The organism is Paraburkholderia phenazinium (genome assembly GCF_900142845.1).
Taxonomy (GTDB): Bacteria; Pseudomonadota; Gammaproteobacteria; order Burkholderiales; family Burkholderiaceae; genus Paraburkholderia; species Paraburkholderia phenazinium_A.
Map to the genome: position 1 here is coordinate 472,285 of NZ_FSRU01000003.1, position 18,611 is coordinate 490,895.

20 protein-coding genes and 1 pseudogene are annotated in these 18,611 nt (G+C 59.7%); 8 read left to right on the plus strand and 13 right to left on the minus strand.

Annotation, left to right across the window (positions count from 1 at the left end):
- Nucleotides 1-119 precede the first annotated feature (119 nt).
- Genes BUS12_RS35695 through BUS12_RS35705 form a run of 3 tightly spaced genes read left to right on the plus strand, consistent with a single transcriptional unit; the run spans nt 120 to nt 1,866 of the window.
- Nucleotides 120-665 (plus strand): sugar ABC transporter, encoded by a 546-nt coding sequence (locus BUS12_RS35695; protein ID WP_074302205.1) that lies wholly within the window; start codon nt 120-122, stop codon nt 663-665.
- A gap of 7 nt (nt 666-672) precedes the next feature.
- Nucleotides 673-999 carry a hypothetical protein gene (locus BUS12_RS35700; RefSeq protein WP_074302206.1) on the plus strand — a complete coding sequence of 109 codons (327 nt, stop codon included), beginning with the start codon at nt 673-675 and terminating at the stop codon, nt 997-999.
- 21 nt (nt 1,000-1,020) lie between these two features.
- Nucleotides 1,021-1,866 (plus strand): MBL fold metallo-hydrolase, encoded by an 846-nt coding sequence (locus BUS12_RS35705; protein ID WP_074302207.1) that lies wholly within the window; start codon nt 1,021-1,023, stop codon nt 1,864-1,866.
- A 227-nt stretch (nt 1,867-2,093) separates the two neighbouring features.
- On the opposite strand, the gene BUS12_RS35710 is transcribed toward BUS12_RS35705, so the two are convergent.
- Entirely contained in the window at nt 2,094-2,960 is an 867-nt protein-coding gene (locus BUS12_RS35710) for a LysR family transcriptional regulator (RefSeq protein WP_074302208.1), read from the minus strand.
- A gap of 84 nt (nt 2,961-3,044) precedes the next feature.
- Here BUS12_RS35710 and BUS12_RS35715 point away from each other — a divergent pair, with 84 nt between their 5' ends.
- Together BUS12_RS35715 and BUS12_RS35720 are read left to right on the plus strand one after the other, a co-directional pair.
- Entirely contained in the window at nt 3,045-3,962 is a 918-nt protein-coding gene (locus BUS12_RS35715; RefSeq protein ID WP_074302209.1) for a DMT family transporter, read from the plus strand.
- A gap of 120 nt (nt 3,963-4,082) precedes the next feature.
- Nucleotides 4,083-4,370, plus strand: coding sequence for a DUF1330 domain-containing protein (locus BUS12_RS35720; RefSeq protein WP_074302210.1), 288 nt, complete (start codon nt 4,083-4,085; stop codon nt 4,368-4,370).
- Between the two features lie 149 nt (nt 4,371-4,519).
- Here the strand turns inward: BUS12_RS35720 and BUS12_RS35725 are convergent, their stop codons facing one another.
- Together BUS12_RS35725 and BUS12_RS35730 are read right to left on the minus strand one after the other, a co-directional pair.
- Complete coding sequence (locus tag BUS12_RS35725; protein WP_074302211.1) at nt 4,520-5,965, minus strand: DEAD/DEAH box helicase; 1,446 nt, start codon at nt 5,963-5,965, stop codon at nt 4,520-4,522.
- Between the two features lie 252 nt (nt 5,966-6,217).
- Complete coding sequence (locus BUS12_RS35730) at nt 6,218-6,829, minus strand: NIPSNAP family protein (RefSeq protein ID WP_074302212.1); 612 nt, start codon at nt 6,827-6,829, stop codon at nt 6,218-6,220.
- A gap of 116 nt (nt 6,830-6,945) precedes the next feature.
- Here BUS12_RS35730 and BUS12_RS35735 point away from each other — a divergent pair, with 116 nt between their 5' ends.
- Nucleotides 6,946-7,824, plus strand: a complete 879-nt coding sequence (locus BUS12_RS35735; protein WP_074302213.1) for a LysR family transcriptional regulator — start codon at nt 6,946-6,948, stop codon at nt 7,822-7,824.
- Nucleotides 7,825-8,177: 353 nt separating this feature from the next.
- Here BUS12_RS35735 and BUS12_RS35740 read toward each other — a convergent pair whose 3' ends face one another.
- Together BUS12_RS35740 and BUS12_RS35745 are read right to left on the minus strand one after the other, a co-directional pair.
- Nucleotides 8,178-8,375, minus strand: coding sequence for a hypothetical protein (locus BUS12_RS35740; protein WP_143788579.1), 198 nt, complete (start codon nt 8,373-8,375; stop codon nt 8,178-8,180).
- Nucleotides 8,376-8,494: 119 nt separating this feature from the next.
- Nucleotides 8,495-9,358 (minus strand): SDR family oxidoreductase, encoded by an 864-nt coding sequence (locus tag BUS12_RS35745; RefSeq protein WP_074302215.1) that lies wholly within the window; start codon nt 9,356-9,358, stop codon nt 8,495-8,497.
- A 229-nt stretch (nt 9,359-9,587) separates the two neighbouring features.
- Between BUS12_RS35745 and BUS12_RS35750 the strand changes: the two genes are divergently transcribed.
- Nucleotides 9,588-10,481: an AraC family transcriptional regulator gene (locus BUS12_RS35750; RefSeq protein WP_253190300.1), complete on the plus strand. Its 894-nt coding sequence runs from the start codon at nt 9,588-9,590 to the stop codon at nt 10,479-10,481.
- Between the two features lie 121 nt (nt 10,482-10,602).
- Here the strand turns inward: BUS12_RS35750 and BUS12_RS35755 are convergent, their stop codons facing one another.
- Both BUS12_RS35755 and BUS12_RS35760 read right to left on the minus strand, forming a co-directional pair.
- Nucleotides 10,603-10,947: a DoxX family protein gene (locus BUS12_RS35755; protein WP_074302775.1), complete on the minus strand. Its 345-nt coding sequence runs from the start codon at nt 10,945-10,947 to the stop codon at nt 10,603-10,605.
- Nucleotides 10,948-10,949: 2 nt separating this feature from the next.
- Complete coding sequence (locus tag BUS12_RS35760) at nt 10,950-11,873, minus strand: NAD-dependent epimerase/dehydratase family protein (RefSeq protein WP_074302773.1); 924 nt, start codon at nt 11,871-11,873, stop codon at nt 10,950-10,952.
- 130 nt (nt 11,874-12,003) lie between these two features.
- On the opposite strand from BUS12_RS35760, the gene BUS12_RS35765 reads away from it, so the two are divergent.
- Nucleotides 12,004-12,609 (plus strand): TetR/AcrR family transcriptional regulator, encoded by a 606-nt coding sequence (locus BUS12_RS35765; RefSeq protein WP_074302217.1) that lies wholly within the window; start codon nt 12,004-12,006, stop codon nt 12,607-12,609.
- 48 nt (nt 12,610-12,657) lie between these two features.
- Here BUS12_RS35765 and BUS12_RS35770 read toward each other — a convergent pair.
- From BUS12_RS35770 to BUS12_RS35795, 6 genes and pseudogenes are all read right to left on the minus strand, one after another.
- Nucleotides 12,658-12,993: pseudogene (locus BUS12_RS35770) on the minus strand (nucleotidyl transferase AbiEii/AbiGii toxin family protein); the annotation flags it as partial.
- Nucleotides 12,986-14,086, minus strand: a complete 1,101-nt coding sequence (locus tag BUS12_RS35775) for a type IV toxin-antitoxin system AbiEi family antitoxin (protein ID WP_253190301.1) — start codon at nt 14,084-14,086, stop codon at nt 12,986-12,988. The gene BUS12_RS35775 and the pseudogene BUS12_RS35770, both read right to left, overlap by 8 nt.
- A gap of 233 nt (nt 14,087-14,319) precedes the next feature.
- Nucleotides 14,320-15,234 carry an SMP-30/gluconolactonase/LRE family protein gene (locus BUS12_RS35780; protein WP_083640822.1) on the minus strand — a complete coding sequence of 305 codons (915 nt, stop codon included), beginning with the start codon at nt 15,232-15,234 and terminating at the stop codon, nt 14,320-14,322.
- 42 nt (nt 15,235-15,276) lie between these two features.
- Nucleotides 15,277-16,611 carry an MFS transporter gene (locus BUS12_RS35785; RefSeq protein WP_074302218.1) on the minus strand — a complete coding sequence of 445 codons (1,335 nt, stop codon included), beginning with the start codon at nt 16,609-16,611 and terminating at the stop codon, nt 15,277-15,279.
- A gap of 78 nt (nt 16,612-16,689) precedes the next feature.
- Entirely contained in the window at nt 16,690-18,069 is a 1,380-nt protein-coding gene (locus tag BUS12_RS35790) for a tripartite tricarboxylate transporter permease (RefSeq protein ID WP_074302219.1), read from the minus strand.
- On the minus strand, nt 18,066-18,569 hold the full coding sequence (locus tag BUS12_RS35795) for a hypothetical protein (RefSeq protein WP_074302220.1): 504 nt from the start codon (nt 18,567-18,569) through the stop codon (nt 18,066-18,068). The genes BUS12_RS35790 and BUS12_RS35795 overlap by 4 nt, the downstream gene beginning before the upstream one ends.
- Nucleotides 18,570-18,611 lie beyond the last annotated feature (42 nt).

Genomic DNA, 18,611 nt, shown 5'->3' on the forward strand with positions numbered 1-18,611 from the left:
TCACTGAAGGCTGACTTTATATCGTTATATGCGCCGAAAATCTCAGATTAGCATTACGTTACCGCAATGAACATGGATCGTTTGCAGCAATCTGCTTACGCGCCACCAAGGATAGCCTGATGATCTACACCGTGGAATGCAGCTTCGCCGATCTCAGCAGCGAAGCCGAATGGAACGACTTCTACAGCCTTGAGAAACTGCCCGCCCTCATCTCGGTTACCGGCTTTCACACGTCGCAGCGCTTCAAGTCGTTAAGCGATGGTTGCCCGGTCTACCTTGCCGTCCACACGATCGACGGTCTCGATGTTCTGACGGGAGAAGAATATCGCCAGAAAGGCGGCGGCAATTTTGCAAGGTGGCAGCAACACATCACCGACTGGCACCGAAATCTCTACAGCGATATCGGCCTTGCACCAGCAGTAAGTGCAGACGAACTCCTCGTGCTTTGTGCAAACGGCCCCGGACCGCTGATCCAGATGGGCCTCACACCGTTGGCCATGCGAGCCGTTGCGCTGGAGAAGTTTCCAGAACGCCGTTGGCTCGCAAAACTGCCTCGGCGAAACGCTCAGCTTGTCGGGAGCTTGTCCGAAGGTGTTCACCTCTACTCCCCGATGACTGAACAACTGACACGCTCATGCACCGTTTCGACCGGACAGGGAACATAGGTCCGCGATGCCCAATGTCACTCTCTATATTCCTGCGGGACACATGCCGTCTCATGAGCGGCTTGCCGAGCTTTCCTGCGACTGCATCAAGCTCTGTACGAGTGTCCTTGAAGCGGCACTCGAAAACGTTCATGTCATCTATGTCGAAGTTCGGCATGGGTACGGACATCCCGTCTTCGCGGAAGTCCAATATCGCCTTGAGACGTTTCGCACACCCCCGGTAATGAACCAGTTCATGGAAGCCCTGGACGACGCCATCGCGCGCCGCACGGGTCTCACGGCACGCATCCGTTGTTTTGGTTATGCCGCGTCGAGCATTCACGCCCGAAATTAAGAAGTCCTCTGGAGAAGAATTGTGTCCACCGTCACCTTTCCAAGTCAGCGAGCCGGCGATTTCACGATCACCGCAATCAGCGACGGCTACCTCACCGCTAGCCTCGACCTGCTCGCGAATATCGACCCGTCCGAGGCCTCCAGAATGCAAAGTGATGCAGGGCAGCAAGCACCTTCCACCGTGCATATCAACTGCTACGTGGTACGAAGTGCGGGCCGCACCATTCTCATCGACGGTGGGGCGGGAGGCATCAAGCAATGGGGCGGCCGCCTGAGGGGCAATTTATCGCTGGCTGGTGTCGAACCCTCCGAGATCGACACGATCCTGCTCACACACGCTCATCCCGACCATGTTGGAGGGCTAGTCGACCCAGCCGGACACATTGCCTTTCCGAATGCGGAGCTTGTTGCGCATCAGCGAGAGGTCAAATTTTGGCAGGATGACGGAAATCTAAGTCGTGCCAGCGAGCGTGCTCGCGGCAACTTCCTGATAGCGCGTCAAGTGTTCGACGGCTACCGCGACAAGCTCCGTACTTTCGATGAGGGCGAAGTGCTGCCCGGTATCAGAGCGATGCCGCTACCGGGACACACAGATGGGCACTCCGGATATCTTCTCGAATCCCATGATCAAGGCCTGCTTGTCTGGGGCGATATTGTTCATTTTCCTCACATCCAGATTGAACGGCCAGACGTATCGATTGCATTCGATCAGGACCCTTCCCTCGCGGCCACGACACGATCGCGGCTTCTGGACCTGGTCAGTTCAGAGGGACTTTTGGTCGCCGGTATGCATTTGGGGGAACTCGGCTTCGCGCGAATAAAGCGGACGAGCGGGAGCTATGGTCTGCTTTACGAGGTTGGGGCATGAGGCCACAAACGATAACGCATGGCAGTCGCACATAACGGAGACACCGGGCGATGGCTAGCCTTGAACCGAATAGCCGCCGTCCACCGGGATGATTTTGGAATGTTGATTCTCGAGCTTCGGCTGACTCGGTTTACCTGCGCTTTTCGAATGCCGCGACCTTGGAGCTTGGTTTGCCGGCGCGGGGCCGTTGTCTTCGCGCGAAGTCCAGCGGCGGCTCGTATGGGTTCTTACTCCGTGCGGCTTAAAGTTCGGATGAGTTGCTCAAACATCGCTCCTGCCGCAGCCGATTGTTTGGCCTGCTTTGAACGGATGACGACCACCTCCATTTCAGGCAAATCCGGGAGTCCGTGACGGCTGTCGAGCACTTTCAGGCCGGCAGGGAGACTGCATTGCGTTAGCACCGCCACCGCCATGCCGCTCTCTGCGGCGGCCAGTTGTCCAGCGACGTTTGGGCTGTGATAGACGATCCGATACTGACGCCGCTGGGATGAAATAGCTTTGAGCACGGCATCGCGCGGTCGACTTCCTGATTCGTGGACGGCGATGGGCAATGGATTACGACGCCAGGCCTCATATCGTTCTTTTCCGACCCAGACAAGCTTTTCTCGAAACAGCAACGTCCCTCTGTCAGCGCGATCCCGCGTGACGACCGCCAGGTCCAGTTCGCCCCGTTCTACTTTGGGAATGAGTGCGGTTGACTGCTCGCAGACCAAAGTGATTTCCACCGCTGGGTAGCGGCTCGAGAAGGTGCGAAGGACTGGTGTGAGATAAGCCATCGCATAGTCCTCCGGCACGCCCAAACTAATGCGGCCTGTGACCTCTGGCCCCCGAAGCGCAGCGATGGCCTCGGCATGTATATCCAGCATTCTCCGCGCATAGCTCAAAAGCTCACTGCCGGCTGCTGTTAAAAGCATATGACGTGGCCCGCGCAACATCAGCGATTGCCCCACGGCATCCTCGAGCTTCTTCAACTGCATGCTCACAGCGGACTGCGAGCGATAGACCTGCTTCGCGGCTGCCGTGAGCGACCCCGTGTCGGCGACGGCGACAAACGCGCGCAGCCAGTCAAGCTGTAGATCGGGAGATCGGGACATGGCGGTCAACCATTTGAAAATCGAATAATAACGAAACGATAAATTCGCTTTTCGTGACGGTCAACCCATTCCACAATTCAGGACATGAAAAGCGCAACGCCTTGCCCGCCCGAATCTGCCCTGCTGGCCCCATCAAGCACCTCGGAACGGCAAGGCACTGCGTTGATGGTCGCGGGCGGGCTAATTCTCGGGACCATCGGCATATTCGTCGAAGAAGCCCGCCAGGATCCGATGACCACGGTGTTCTTTCGCTGCTTCTTTGGGGTGCTGGCCCTTTCGCTGTGGGGCGCGGCAACGGGACGGTTGCATGAACTCAAACTGCGATGGCAGGAGCTGACGGTGGCGCTGGGCGCAGGCGTGCTAATCGTGCTCAATTGGGTTTTGTTCTTCGCCGCCATTCCACGGGTGTCTATTGCAATAGCGACAGTTCTGTTTCACATCCAACCATTTTTGGTCATCGGTCTGGGCGCCTGGTGGCTGGGTGAGCGTGTATCCAAAGCGCAGGTCATTGCTTGCGTTGTAGCGCTAGCCGGACTTGTACTCGCCACCGGACTCATTGGAAGCAAGACGAGCTTGATCGCGACATCGTCTTATCAGACCGGCGTCACCCTATGCCTCGTGGGTGCCGTCGCCTATGCTGGCTTACCGTTAATCGCGCGCAAGGCGAAACGAGTTAGTTCGTTTGCGTTGTCCTGGTGGCAGAGTGCTGTCGGCGTGCTGCTTACAGCTTGGTGGCCGCTCTGGCATGGAATGCCGCAAACGACGACTGCATGGCTTTGGTTAGCCGGGCTAGGAAGCATCCATAGTGGCGTCGCGTACGTCGTTCTCTATGCCGGGATGAGCCGGCTGCGCACCAGTCGTGTGGCGCTGTTGCAATTCGTCTATCCGCTGACAGCCATTGTCGTGGACCGGGTTGTATACGGACACCAACTAACCGCACTACAGACCGTCGGGGTCCTAATCATGGCGGGCGCATTGTGGACCGTTCGCCGCGACAGCTAACGCGGCTGCAAAATGCCGTCTGGCGCAGAGGCAACCCCATCGGCTTCGCGCCAGGCAACGGCCACTCGGATCGGGTACCGTTCTACTGCAGCATCGCTCTTCACTTTAAGGAGCCAACACATGGCAGCATTTGTTGTCGTACAGGAATCGATCGAAAACGAAGCTGTTTTCAATCAATATCGCGCAAAGGCGCCGGCGACGATCGAGGCATATGGCGGCAAGTTCCTCGCGCGTGGCGGTAACCTCGAAGTGATGGAGGGCGAATTGCCGTACAAGCGGCTCGTCATCATCGAGTTCCCTACGCGCCAGGACGCAATTGCATGGTACAACTCGTCCGCATACCAAGAAATCCTGCCCATGCGACTCTCAAGCAGTAAAGGCATTTTCGCAGTGGTGGACGGCGTGTGATTGGAGCGCCGAACTGGTTTGGAAAAGCCGCTTCCCGCTCGCCTCGAACGGCTGTTGATGGCCGCCCTGAGACGGCTAGCGGCCATCTCAGGTCGCCCCCAAGCGGTTATTCGCAACGCTCCAGGGCTGGCGTGACTCATCCCCACGGATCAGGGTTGGCGTTTGCCGCGGCCACCAGCGGGTTTGCCAACCGGCTTATGTGAACCGGCAGCTGGCTTGCCGGCGGGTTTGCTGCGTGGCTTTTGCACGCTGAATGGACTACCGCTGGAAAAGGGTGTGCCTTCGCCCGCGGCCGCAGCGCGTTGCGCCCCAGGCTTGCGTTTGCTTTCGCCGCTTTGCGGACGTGGCTTTTTGCCAAGCACCTGCACGGCGCCCGGCGCAGCTTGCGACACTTTGGGCTTCTTAGGCTTTTTGGGTTTCTTGATGATCTGGCCCGTCGCGCTCGTTTGCGGCACGCGGTGTTCGGCCTCAAAACCCGGCTCTTCTTCACGGGGCAGCGTTTGCCGGATCAGCGCTTCAATCGCGGCCAGTTGCGGCGCTTCATCGGCACACACAAGGGACACCGCCACGCCGCTGGCGCCCGCGCGGCCGGTACGGCCAATACGGTGCACATAGTCTTGCGCCACGATCGGCAGATCAACGTTGATCACGAGCGGCAGGTCGTCGATATCCAGCCCGCGCGCAGCCACATCGGTGGCTACCAGCATATGTACTTCGCCCGTCTTGAAGCGCTCCAGTGCACGCAGGCGCGCGGGCTGGGGTTTGTCGCCGTGGATGGTGTCGACCGCGTAGCCCGCTTCGTCCAGCATGGCCGCCAGGTAGTCCACGCCATTGCGGGTTTTGACAAACACCAGCGCGTGCTGCCAGTTGTTCTCAGCCACAAGATGCATGAAGAGGTCAGGCTTGTTCTTTTTATCCACCGTCACCACCCACTGCTTGATCCTGCTGGCCGTGGCATTGGGCGGGCTAACGCTGATATTGACCGGGCCCCTCAGAATGGCCGCCGCGATGGCGCGGATATCATCGGTAAACGTGGCAGAGAACAGCAGGGTCTGGCGCTCGGCGGGCAAGGCAGCAAAGACAGCGTTGAGTTCGCGTGCAAAGCCCAGATCCAGCATGCGGTCGGCTTCATCCAGCACCAGCGTTTGTATTTGATCAAACTGCACTGCGTTCTGGCGATGGAGATCCAGCAAACGGCCCGGCGTGGCAACGAGCACATCCACGCCCTTGCGCAACTTCATCATCTGCGGGTTGATACTCACACCGCCGTAGGCGGCCAGAAATCGTAACTCGAGGCCTTTGCCGTAATCGACAAAGCTTTGCAACACTTGTTCGGCCAGTTCACGCGTGGGCACCAGCACCAGAACACGCGCGCGGTTGCTGGACACCGCCGGGCCGTATTGCACTAGCCGTTGCAACAGCGGCAGCGCAAAACCCGCCGTTTTGCCGGTACCGGTCTGTGCCGCAGCCATGACGTCCTTGCCACTGAGCACAGCAGGAATCGCCTTGGCCTGCACCGGCGTAGGTGTCTGGTAATGGAGGTCCTGCAGATTACGCAGCAAGGGATCGATCAGGCCAAGCGAGGCAAAAGACATTGGCGTATTCCGGGCTAAAGCCGCAATTCTAGCGGTTACCGCCTGGTTGCGCCGCGCAGATCATCCTGTCCGGCATCGAAATCGCGGACATGATCCGCACAGAGCCGATGCAGAGCGACAGCGGCACGAACACCGCAGCGGAGCAATTCTATTCGCTGATCATGTAAGCATTCCTACTAATTCGTGAATTCTGCCCCTTCGTTTGTGTAATCGCGGCCCAACCATTAGGCTTCTGCCGATCGACCCGCGAATTCACCGCAGGGGCGAATTGATAGTCGGTATCCAGATAGTGGACGTCGCCTCATAGAAATTCTCAGGCCCGCCTTTGGGCGGCCAGATTCCATCAGCGTAAGACTTTGCACGTATCGCGATCCGTTCATCCAGGCTTTCCCAGGGCCATATGTGCGTGATGCGCGGCACGCCATCAAGCGCGTACATATTGACTGTCAGAGGGGACCGTTTTGACCGCTCGGGCATCGCGGCCTCCCACGCCTCAATCGTAGGCGCCAGTCCACCGGGTCTTAGCCAGTAGGTGCGAAACTCGTAGTACCTGCCGAACGAGCCCGGCTCGACCGGAGGCAAGAAAGGAAAACCAGCGTAGCTCTCCATCTCGATCGTAGACGTGCTGTCGGCCACCCCGAATGGATTGGCGTGATGTAAAGCACGCGCTCTTTCCTGAGACAGTGTCCCGGGATCGACGAACCCTCGCAGAATACGCACGCTTCCTAGCCGCCCGTTTTCCGAGGTCCATGCGCCGAGCCAGCGCCCCGCGGTTTCGGGATGATTGAGGTAAGCCTCCGCGCTCGCGATTACCTCCGGCAGCTTCAGAATATGCGACGACAAGGTAACCAGTTCGTAGAACATGTCAAATTCTCCTGAGTCCGTGTACGGCGATCAGACGACCGCTACAAAGGAGGCTAGACTTGCTCTCGTCACTTGGGAATTCCTCATCGGTTCACACACTCTGTTAAAAATTCACTATGTTCGACTGGCAAGATTTGCAGTACTTTCTGGTACTCGCGCACACGGGAACGCTCTCAGGCGCCGCCAGCGAACTGTCGGTCGAACACGCCACGGTTGGGCGGCGTGTCATGTCCCTGGAGTCCGCGCTCGGATTGAAGCTGATTTATCGGCTGCCCCGCAGCATCCGTTTGACCGAGGATGGAAAAGCCATCGCCATGCTGGCCCGATCGATGGCCCAAGGCGCTCAGGCAGTTGAAACATATGCGTTGCGGGCGTCGTCGGCGCTGTCCGGAACGGTCCGTATCAGCGTGCCGCCTACGATCGGCAGTTACTGCATTGCGCCACACATACGCGTGCTACGGGAATCGCATCCGGCCTTGAAGATCGTGATGGAGGGATCTCCCGACATCGCACCGCTGGACCGGGGCGTCGCCGATATTGCTGTTCGCATGGTCAAGCCGGAGGACGGCAGCCTCGTTACGCGCCGCATAGGCACAGTCCGATTCGGTCTCTATGCCAACCATACCTATGCGGCTCGCCCTTCTGCGCAATGGGAGTTCATTGCTTATGACTCGTCGCTGGACCATGTGAAACATCAAAAGTGGCTACGCAAAAATATCGACGGACGGCCCATCGTATTCGAAGCGAGCGATGCGATTGGGCAGCAGATGGCCGTGCGCAACGGCGTCGGGGTTGCGGTTCTGCCTACGTTGATCGGCGATAACGACGCTGAACTGGTCAGACTCGACATAGGATCCGAGCCGCCCGAAACCGGGCTTTGGCTGGTGACCTACCCCGACCTGCGTCGAACGCCGGCGATCAAGGCTGTGATGGAATTTTTGGTCCATTGCATCGGTCGTGAAACCCGTTACACGGATAAGGATGTGCGCGGATAAGTCGCCGTCGCCGAACGGTTCGCTTTACTCTCCGAGCATACGATCCTCTGGAAGCAGCCATTCGCTGAATGGCTCGCGGACAGCCGAAGTTGAGCGGTCACTGCCTGACGATGGTTCGTAGAGCGAAGATACCGATGTCGATTTCGACCTCTTCGTATAGCTACGACGAACGACAGAGGCACGACTCGACATGGCCCGAGGAACGGTTTGAATTTGCCCTCAAGTATCGCCGGCATGGGCATCGGGCCGTGTCTCAAGAGCTAGCTAAGGGTAGCTGAGTGACCGCTTGCGGCCGAACAGGGCATGGTGGCGATCAGCCCACACCGACCCGTTGCAGCCGCTCACTGCTGGCACTAGGCACGCCGGGTATCGTCAATGATCGCTCGCGCGAGCGCAGCCTGCGCGCTTCGAATCTCGCTACTCGAGAGTCCGGTGGCGAGCAGATCCTCGATAAGGTTAATGTGCAGTGCGCTAAGCAGGACGTGTGCCGAATATCCCGCGTCGTCCGCTGCCGCTCCGCTCGCGGCTTCCTTGATCAGGCTCCGTAGCAAGCCATGCATCCACCTGTAATGCTCCGACTGCCGCAGTCCGGTGGAGGCTATCCGCAGCTGCTGACATTTGCCGGTTGGGTAAAGAAATACACTGACGAACACTGACCGGCGATCGTGTTTTAGGCCTGCCGCGCGGCAGCGTATTCAGGAGAGTGCGCAAGAGATGAGGACAGCTCGCGGTGGGCATTCGCCTGAGCGAGTAAGGTGTTTGCCTTCGCCTCAAAGGCTTCGACCGCATCCGCGCCAGCGGCGAAGCGAGCAGGAGGCTCATCCTGCGCCGTCAACGCTACCAACGCAGCGGCAAGCTTGGCCGGATCGCCGCCCTGCTTCCCGCTCATGCCTTTCCAGGCGGTCACGGTCTCCTTAGTACGGGATGCGTAGTCTTCGATGGAGAGTTCGGCGTAGGTAGTTGACTCTGCGGTGAGAAGGTCGGTCCGGAAGAACCCCGGCTCCACCAGCATGGTGCGGATGCCAAAGGGAGCAATCTCCTGCGCAAGCGACTCCATCCATCCTTCGACTCCAAACTTTGCAGCAGCATATGCGCTGCAAAAGACAAGACCAGTAATGCCAGCCGTCGATGAGATCGTGACTACCAGGCCAGAGCGCTGCCTGCGCATCACGGGCAATACGGCCCTGGTAACATTCATCGGACCGAACAAAAGCGTTTCGAACTGGCTGCGCACCTGGGCGGCGCTAAGCTCCTCGAAGAAGCCCCCATAGAAGTTGCCTGCGTTGTTGACCAGTACGTCAATGCGCCCGAACTTTTGGACCGCAGCCTTGACGGCGGCGTCGGCATCGACCGGGTTCGTCACGTCAAGCGACGCAATCAACAGACTATCGTGATCGCCGATGGCGTTCCTGATCTTTGCGAGATCGCGGCCAGTCGCCACAACGTCGTGGCCGGCTGCCAGTGCCGCCTTCACAATGTCCACGCCCATGCCACGGCCGGCGCCGGTCACGAGCCAAACTTTCTTGCTGTTCATACGTGGGTCCTTTGTGTCGTGATGCCTCGCCGAAACTTAGGCATCGGGATATGAATCGGGTGGTTTCAGTGTCGCGCGATTGGCACCCAGGCGGTTGCCGAAACCGCTGTACCTTTTGCCTAAAATGACGAAAGCAGCATGAAACTGCACCGATGTCCCGCGGCAGGGGTAAAGTGTGCCTACCGTTTTCTCGTTAGAGATACGCATGAATCGCAGGGCTTTCAAGCCAATGAGTACCAGTACCGCCTCTACGGACCGCCTCGCGCGAACCATTGCACGCTTTGCCCAGTCTGACGGCGACCACACCACCGCTATACCGGCGCTCTCACTTCATCGCCGGAAGGGGCCAACCGAGCCGTTGCATTGCATCTTTAGCCTCGGGTTGGGTATCGTTGCTCAGGGCCATAAGCAGGTATTGGTAGCGAAAGAGGTGGTGAACTACGGCCCCGGCCAGTCACTGCTGACCAGCATCGACCTGCCTGTGATCTCGCATGTCACGCGGGCTAGTATTGAGGAGCCGATGCTTGGCCTGATGCTGACACTAGACCGGCGTGACATCGTGAAGATAGCTGAGGAGATGCAGTTACCGGCTCCGCCCCGAACGCCAGCTTTCACGCCTATCACGATCGAAACCCTTGACGATGCGCTGATAGGCGTCCTGATTCGGCTGATCGAATTGCTGGACCAACCGGTACTGGCTCCGCAATTGGCGCCGCTCTATCAGCAGGAAATAATCGTCCGGCTTCTCGCTGGTCCCCATAGTCCACAATTACAGCGTCTTGCAGCCAACGGATCACCGAGCCAACAAATCGCCAGGGCAGTGACCTGGCTCAAACAGAATTTCTCAAAGGAACTATTGGTGGATGATCTGGCCGCGCAAGCGCACATGAGTCCTTCGACGTTCCGTCAGCATTTCCGCAACATCACGGGAACAAGTCCTCTGCAATACCAGAAGCAACTGCGCTTGCAGGAAGCGCGGCAACTGATGCTCAGCCTTGGCATCGACGCGGGAAGTGCCGCAATCCGGGTCGGTTACGAAAGCGCCTCGCAGTTCAGTCGCGAGTACAGCCGCCTGTTCGGTGCGCCTCCGCAGCAAGATGTGAGGCGACTGCGGCTACTGTGATGTATCAAACTGGAGTTGCTCCAAGGCCGCTTTCCGTGTGCGCATTTCAAATACCTGCAGCGCGGATTGCCCGCGCGGCCTGTTAGCGTTCCGGGCTCACTCGTCCGGTGGCGAGCAAGCCTCAACCGCGGAGCGCCACAGTAGCCACAACGAGAGCCGAGAAGATCAGCGCCGGGGCAAGATGCCCAAACGGCTCCCGATTTCGTAGCAACGTGAAAAGAGCGCCGATCATGATTGCACCGGCCAGCGTCAAGCCCAAGATTCTGGTTTGCTGTCCAGGAAGAAGTGCCGCGCTAAGCAGCTCGAGAGCGCCACAGAGCCAACGAAACCACGCCGGGTAACCCCAGCGTGCGAAGTCGCGCTTCACTGCGCCTAGCCCCGAGAGATTGACCACCCCAGCAACCGCGAACAGAACCGCTACGATCATCGCGAGAACCGATCCTGAAGATGCACTGTTCCACGCCATCGTCATGCTCCCTTGATCTGCTGAAAGTACTCTCGTACAGAGAGATCCGCAATCAGGCCGGGGCCGTGGGGTTCCCACGCAAGCACTCGCCGGGCATGCTGGCCGCTGACTGTCTGATCGAGCGCCAGTGCGTCAGCGAACGGTCCAAGCGATTGGCGAGCATCGTCGAGCGGCCAGAGTTCGACGCGATCGGCGCCGACCGAGGCCCGAATCGCTTCACCCATTTCGGCAACGGCAACGGCATCTTCCGCGACCACGTTGAAGATCTGTCCCGTGACTCGACCGTCTCCGCTTGCCGCCCGCTCCACCGCGCTCAGGTAAGCCGTGGCGAGATCGTCGACGTGAACCGCTGGCCAGTGGTTGCGACCATCGCCGACGATCCTCACACTGCCAGTCTGACGGACCATGCCGGCAAGCATGCCGAAAACGCCGCCGCCGTAGCCATGCACCATCGCCGGCCTGAGGATCACTGCGGCAATCGAGCGGCTTGCTGCTAGCGCCTGCACACGTTGCTCCACTGCGGGCCGCCAGGCGATGAGTGGCGTCGGGTTCAGCGCCGATGCTTCAGTCGCGGCCTCCCCCTCCGTATTGCCGTAGACCCAGGTGCCCGACGTATAGACAAATGCCGCGCCCGGATGCAAATGCGAAAGCATCGCTACAGCCGCGGCCTCATCAGCCGCACCGGCGGAAGCATCGTTGGTCGACGCGGTGTGCACCACGCCATCGGCGGTACCGGCAATCGCAGCGAACGACTGTGGCTCACGCAGGTCGCCGGAATGCAGTTTCACTCCGAGACGCGCCAGCGCGCTGGCGGCCGGCGAGTTGGCCTGGCGCACCAACGCCGTCACCTGATGACCGAGGCTAATCGCCTTGCGCGCGACCGCTTGCCCGATGAACCCCGTACCACCTGTAATGAACAGTTCCAAAGCGTTCCCCTCGATGATTGCCTGCAAAGTTGATAAATCACACAAACGAGACTTATCGGTCTCGTTTTGAGGAATCTAAACGAGACTGGTCAGTCTTGTCAACTACTCGATGATCTGCTATTAATCGGGCATGAACACGTCCTCTCCCCCCGACCTGAGCCCGCTGCAGCACCGTAAGCGGTCCGCCATCCTCGACGGCGCGAAGGCCGTTTTTTTAAGCCAGGGTTTCGGCCTGGCAACGATGGATGATGTCGCCGCGGCCGCGGGCGTCGGCAAACAGACGGTCTACCGCCACTTCAAGTCGAAGGAAGCGCTCTTCGTTGGTCTGGTGGGCTCGATGTGCGCTCAGGTGGGTGGCGTTCTCGCCAGCGCTCAGGACGAGCAATCCGATGGATCACCCGAAGACGAGTTGCGCAAGTTGGGATGGGTGTTGGCACAAATCCTTATCGCGCCGGATTATCTGCGGCTCTACCGGGCCATCGTTGCTGAGGCCGAGCGTCTTCCGGAACTCGGCCAGGTGTTTTACGAAAATGGTGCAAAGGGCGTGCGTGCCTTCGCCGCAAAAATTCTGCGAAGGCGATTTGACGAATCAACTGCTGCATTGCGGGCAGCGACGTTTGTTCAGTTGGTGCTAGGCGACGCGTATCTGGAACTGTCAGTTGGCTACGCGGTGCCCGATGTTGAAGCGCGCTTTGCAGTGCAGATTGACGAGGCGGTGGCAGCGGCACTTCGCTAAGGAGTGCCGTGTATCCTGAGCGGTACGAGAGTACATCGGTGTCGCCATGCCGAATGGCCGGTTGTGCTCGATCTCGTAGTCGTCCGGGCTGCGCTTGAACAAGAATTTCTGCTGCTGCTTCGGGTGACGTCTGAAGCGCTGCGTTTGCAATAGCAGGTCGATCAGCATGTCGTGGAACTCCCAACTCACCGCGCAGACCGCCACGTCGACATCACGCGTGGCGACAGGGGCCTTAATGTCGTGAAGATGCTACATGAGGATGTCGCGCGCGGTCGCGCCCGCGAGCACGAACCGCGTGCCGAGTTGCGCGCACGCGCCTTTGACGTCTCGAAGCAAGGCGATCGTGAGCGGCTCGACCGGACGTTCGACGGAGACTTTAAGCATTCTTTTTCGCCATGTAGCTTGCGTAGATCGCTTGGGCCACTTCGCGATTCCGGTCGTCGCCCGACATGATCAGATCCGCGTAGACGAGGAGAGGGTGAACGACTCCGCGATCGGACAAGCCCCATCGGTCTTCCGCCGCCACGGGCCAGAACGCATCGAGCACTTCGACGTCACCGCGCTCGTCTGGCCTCAGCATGGCTTTCGACATCATTGTCGGCGCGAGCCCGCCTCGCGCGTAGACCGTCACGGTCGCGGGCTTGAGATTTCGGGTGAGGATGTCTGCCGCCACTTCGCCGCCAAGACGGGCTTGGGGATCGAGCGCCTCCGGGTTAAGCCACCAACTCTTGTCTTTCGCCCAACTGGTAAAGCGTTGCGGGCCGAGCTTGGGGCGCAGCCGGGTCGGATAGAGGCTCACCCAGTCGTCGACCAGTCGGCGGCGGTCGACGATCACCCTGTTCTTGCCTTTGACCACCACCAGACCACGATCCATAAGGTCGTCCATCGCCAGATTCACCGTGTTCAGGGCAACACCCGAGAAGTCTGCGATCGTGCGATAGGGTTCATCCACGAGACCGGGCAAAGTCAGGAGCGCAAAGGTCACGCGCATGCCTTTTGGTGTGGTCGAGCGCGACGTCCGGTCCAGACGCTGCAGTGTGGGTTTGCCGCGGCCGACGATCATGATCGTCGCCTCCGGCGCCTGGAGGAAGACGTTGCCCGCGGTGTCGAGGAACGGAATACGTTTGGCGATCAGCTCATCCGCCAGCCGCGGCGTGACATGCTGCGTGACGAGCATCAACGGACGATTGTCTTCAGGCGTGGAGCGAGAGCGCATGCGGTTGACAATGACCCCCGCGCCGAGCGAGCTGGCGCTCGCCTTGATGACTACGGGGATTACGAGGTGCTTTCCCGCAACGTCGAAGCGGATCCACGCGTCCGGGCCATCGTTTGTCGACATCCGCGCGTCGACTTGCCCTTTCCTGCCTGACGCGCTGAGGGGCGTCGCCTGATAGAGGCGCGTCGCATCTGAAAACGCTTCGCAAGCCAGCGTCAGCGCGCGCTGCTCACTACTGGCGAGGCGATCCGAGAAGGTCACGTGCAACTCCCATGTACGTTTATTCATTAGTGTATGATAAAAACATACACAATACAAATAACGTACATATGCCCGCAACGGCGCCTACGGTAGGGAATGTTTAGCTGGTGAGCGATTCATATACGTTATAGAGCGATGTCAGCACATAGAGTCTCGCGGACAACATCGCTAGCCGTCGCGAAAGATTGACCGGTGCCCGCAGCAGAAGCGCAAAAGCGCGGACACCGCCGGCGCTAAGCTTGCCGCCCCACCGCCACTCGAACCGCCTCCAGTTTTCCGGTCCGGCGCGTGGCCGCGATATTCGGATTCGATGTTTCAGCCGTGCAGCATATCAAGGTCCTTCCGTCCGGACCGCTCAGCCCTACCGCGAAGCACGGTTGCGAGGTCCTTATGCGATCGGTCACTCGGCCATGGCGGTCCAGGCGGATAGCCCGGCTGTGCGCCGGGTCGGACACCCAGATCCCATCTTCGGCATCCGCACAGATGCCATCAGGCAACACCCTGTCGCCGTCAGGCCCGAGTTCTGAAAGATCGGCCCAGATCCGCCGGTCGGTCAGCTTGCCTGCCGGGTCAATCGAAAAGGCCGTCAGGCAGGTACCCACGGTTTCGGCGATCATCAGGGTTCCGTCGGATAGCTGCACCGTGCCGTTCGGGAATTGCAGCCCCTGCGCGGCACAACTCACCGTGCCGTCCAGGCGTACGCAAGCGATATCGGCCGTCGGAGGATTCGCGCCGGGTCCGAACAGCGGGTCGGCGTTCGGATCCGCTTCCAGAAGCCCGTAAAAATCGAATCCAAACGAGCCGACCCATGCGCGTCCTTGCGCGTCGACCTTCATGTCGTTTGCCGCACCACGAGCGACCGGCGACAGATCGGCATGGACCGAAAGGCTTCCGTTTTCTTCGAGTCGCAACAGCTTGAGGTCTCGCATGGATACCACGAGCATCCGGCCATCGGGCAACCAACCAAGGCCCGATGGTTGCGCAGGCACCGTCGCAGCGACGCTGGCACTCCATGTTCGCGGGTCGATCCGCAACACCTCGTGCGCATAAAAGTCCGACACGTAAAGCAATCCGTCGGGCCCCTCGGACGGCGATTCGGCAAAATGAAGACCGTCCCTGACTACAGTTGTATCGACCATCAATTTCATCGCGCGGTTACCCGCGTGTCTCCTGGTGTGTTTGCCAATATCCTAGCGGTGGATCTTCTCAAGCACGGTCTGCGGCGCAATGCGCTTCATGCTCATGGCGGACACCGCCGCAATCAACGGCGCAGCGACGCACCATATGATAAGGGTCGTGGTATAGCCGGCATGGTTCAGAAGCCACGGTCCAGTCAGCGCCGCAACCATGAAGCCGATCCATTCCGATCCCGCGACGAGGTTTGAACCCGTACCGCGCACACGCGTCGGAAATGCTTCGGCGGCAAATCCCACTGCCGAGGTGACATGGCCAAGCGTGAAGAAATAAAATAATGCGTAGAACGCAGTCAGCAGCGCCCACGTGCCCGCATAAAATGCGAGCAAGGCACCCGCTGCAGCGCCGAGTACGAGAAAGACAGCGCACACTTCGCGCCGGCCATATTTTTCGCCGAGAAAGGCCGACAGGACATAGCCGAAAGCGGCAACACCCGTCGCAATCGCCGATGACTCGAACATGTTGGTCAACGAAATATTGAAGTGCGTATACACGGTCGGCAGATAGCTGATGATTCCCGCCGCGCCGAATGCATAGACGAAGTGCCATATCGCCAGGCACACCGACGAGCGGCGCAGGTCCGCTTCGAACAACTGCCCAAAGCGGTTTTGCCGTAGCTGACCATGGGCCTGTTCGATCGCTTTCTCCTCCTGGAAGCGTTCGGTGTCGTGGATACCGCGACGTGCCACGATCATCAGCACCACGGGCAGCAGGCCGCACACGAACAGCACTCGCCAACCGAAGCGATCGACGATCAGCATGGCTAACAACGCGCCAACAAAAAAGCCCAGCGGATAGCCAATCTGCGCGAGTCCAATCAATCTGCCGCGGACCTTCGCCGGCGCCTCCTCCGCGACCATCACCTGCCCCGACATCCATTCGGTCGCGGCGCCAATCTGGGTGATCGACCGCCCAACGACGAGGATCAGGAAACCGGGCGCCGCAGCGGTGACGAGACTCCCTAGCGCAGCTGCAAACAGACACGCCTGATAAATCGGCTTGCGGCCGATGCGGTCCATCAACGGCCCCGCGACGAACGTCGATATCGCGCCCACCGCGTACAACAACGTGTAGATCACGCCGATCTGATTGTCGGAAATGCCGAGGTCCTTCTGGATCAGCGGATAGGTGAAATTGAAGAGGCTGCCGTCCGCGTTGACGAGTAGCCAGCCGCCCATCGAAAGGATCGTTACCATCCATGCGCGCTTCGGGATGCCTTGCAACCCAAGCACGCCGAGCAAACCACCGCCCTTGTCCGGCATGATGCGCGCCTCTGCCGCGCCCACGGGTTCGAATGCGGCTCGCGCATCTGCGATTTCTTTGTCGATCACGATGTTGTCTCCTGAGTCAAACATTTAACGACAATGGAACGGCTATGCGGATCTGAGCCCGCTAACACCGGTGAATCCTCAAAACAGTTTGACGATGGCCGGCACGCTCAACACGGCGACGTAATAGCCCATGAACTGAACGCCTGTGTTGAACGCAAACGCCCTGGATAACAGCCCGCCGAACAGGCCGACGGTCAGGATGACGGCGAGGCCAAGCAGTTGCCCTTCCCATACGCTGATCACCACGATGAGTCCCGCAAACGTCGCGATGATCGCCTCGTGGCTGAGGCGCCGTGCGACGAACGACGCGGCACGATGCGCATAATTCATGGTCAGCGGGTAAGCGATCAGCGCGGCAAGCAGCACCGACAACAGCCCAAAACCGAGGAATTCCCACCCCGACATCAATGTGTGCAGGTTGTTGATATGGCCCGTCGCCGTGTCGACGGAAAAGCGCGGTGGCGCGTTGAACAGCGGCGCCGCCGGTCCCGCCGCCACCGGACTGAGCGGCAAGCCAAAGGCGATCAACGGAATGAGCGCTTCAGCGATATAGGTCGCCTCGGTCACGCCGTTTCGCGCCGCGATGACCGTGGTCAGTCGCTGATACGCATGCTTCACGCGAGCGCCGACGAGTTCACCCATCACGACCGTCATCGCAACCGGACTGAAAACGAACGTGGCGCTCGACACCGCTGCGGTTGCCACGGTCCACGCCGTTTGTTGCCGGTCGAGCACCCTGAACGGATTGGGAAAATAGCCGCTCCACCCTTTCACATCCGGCGCGAGGGAAAACGTCGCCTTGCCTGAGCGGCGCATGCGTTGTCTTTCCACCGGCGAAAGAATCGAAAACAGATCGGCGATGAGTGGTCCGATCGCGATCCCCAGGAAGTAACTGACGCTCAACTTGACGCCATACTTTCCGGTCAGGGCCTGAAGCCCGACGATCAGCAGAACGAACGGGATCAGCAACAGCATCGACGCCCATCGGCCGGCGGAAAAGTAAGCGATGCCTAATGCGGCGGCGAGGAAGACCCACGGCGCGGCTTTACTGATCGACCCGCCGAACGGCGCAAGGAGGACCGCGAAGAGCACCGCGAGCGGTACCGCCACAAAGGCCGCGATGATCGCGCCCGACGTCATCTTGCGCAGCGCGATATGGGGCACACCCAGCGCCCGAAGCATCGTCGCCTGTTGCAGAAGCGGTGCCGCCATCGTGTCGCCGGGGATGCCGAGTAGCGCGGTCGGAATCGAGTGCGTCATGTGTTTCGACACCGCGCCCGACATAAAAAACGTGAAGACGCCCGCAGGCGGCACGCCAAGCAGCGCGACCAGCAAGGTGAGCGGCGCAATCGTCGTAGTTTCGTCGGTGCCGGAAATCAGCCCGATACCAGCAAAGACGATGGCGCCGACCAGTCCCATCGATAAAGCAACGAGTATTTGATGGAGCAGCGGAGTCATGCCTGCTCTCCCTGGCGAGGGGACGGCGCTGCATGCCCATGCGTCGCTTCATACGACACGAACAACTCGAGAATGCCCAGTTCCTTCATCTCGGCGCGCGTTGCCGGCGAGAGATCGCTGATCGAGCCAAGACCGCCGGATTCTGCCGCGAGCTGTTCGAGCACGTGAAAACGCTCGCTCTCATCGCTCGCATGCTCGACGACTTCTCGTTTCGGTTTGAACAGGATGGCGCAGACGACGCCCGCTACGAGGCAACCCGCCAGACCCACGAGCATGGCGTAGGCACGGGCGATCGCACCATCCGCGACGAAGCTCGACAGCACGCTCGTGCCGGCAAGGAACGCGCCGACACTGATGCCGACCCCCAGCACAACCGACCATGCAAGATGGCCGAGGTCGACGGTGTCGCCCCATACTTCCGCATAGCGTGTTGCGGCTGTATCGGTCGACGCGCGATCCGGCATGACGGCCACCGTCTGACCAGCGCGATACTGTTCCATGTGTCTCCTCCGTATTCGGGGGTTTTGATTGATATGAATGTC

What these genes read in the sequence shown, in the direction of transcription:
- BUS12_RS35695 (WP_074302205.1), top strand. Translation starts at nt 120, where the DNA reads ATGATCTACACCGTGGAATGCAGCTTCGCCGATCTCAGCAGCGAAGCC.
- BUS12_RS35700 (WP_074302206.1), top strand. Translation starts at nt 673, where the DNA reads ATGCCCAATGTCACTCTCTATATTCCTGCGGGACACATGCCGTCTCAT.
- BUS12_RS35710 (WP_074302208.1), bottom strand. Translation starts at nt 2,960, where the DNA reads ATGTCCCGATCTCCCGATCTACAGCTTGACTGGCTGCGCGCGTTTGTC.
- BUS12_RS35715 (WP_074302209.1), top strand. Translation starts at nt 3,045, where the DNA reads ATGAAAAGCGCAACGCCTTGCCCGCCCGAATCTGCCCTGCTGGCCCCA.
- BUS12_RS35720 (WP_074302210.1), top strand. Translation starts at nt 4,083, where the DNA reads ATGGCAGCATTTGTTGTCGTACAGGAATCGATCGAAAACGAAGCTGTT.
- BUS12_RS35725 (WP_074302211.1), bottom strand. Translation starts at nt 5,965, where the DNA reads ATGTCTTTTGCCTCGCTTGGCCTGATCGATCCCTTGCTGCGTAATCTG.
- BUS12_RS35730 (WP_074302212.1), bottom strand. Translation starts at nt 6,829, where the DNA reads ATGTTCTACGAACTGGTTACCTTGTCGTCGCATATTCTGAAGCTGCCG.
- BUS12_RS35735 (WP_074302213.1), top strand. Translation starts at nt 6,946, where the DNA reads ATGTTCGACTGGCAAGATTTGCAGTACTTTCTGGTACTCGCGCACACG.
- BUS12_RS35745 (WP_074302215.1), bottom strand. Translation starts at nt 9,358, where the DNA reads ATGAACAGCAAGAAAGTTTGGCTCGTGACCGGCGCCGGCCGTGGCATG.
- BUS12_RS35750 (WP_253190300.1), top strand. Translation starts at nt 9,588, where the DNA reads ATGAGTACCAGTACCGCCTCTACGGACCGCCTCGCGCGAACCATTGCA.
- BUS12_RS35755 (WP_074302775.1), bottom strand. Translation starts at nt 10,947, where the DNA reads ATGGCGTGGAACAGTGCATCTTCAGGATCGGTTCTCGCGATGATCGTA.
- BUS12_RS35765 (WP_074302217.1), top strand. Translation starts at nt 12,004, where the DNA reads ATGAACACGTCCTCTCCCCCCGACCTGAGCCCGCTGCAGCACCGTAAG.
- BUS12_RS35780 (WP_083640822.1), bottom strand. Translation starts at nt 15,234, where the DNA reads ATGAAATTGATGGTCGATACAACTGTAGTCAGGGACGGTCTTCATTTT.
- BUS12_RS35790 (WP_074302219.1), bottom strand. Translation starts at nt 18,069, where the DNA reads ATGACTCCGCTGCTCCATCAAATACTCGTTGCTTTATCGATGGGACTG.
- BUS12_RS35795 (WP_074302220.1), bottom strand. Translation starts at nt 18,569, where the DNA reads ATGGAACAGTATCGCGCTGGTCAGACGGTGGCCGTCATGCCGGATCGC.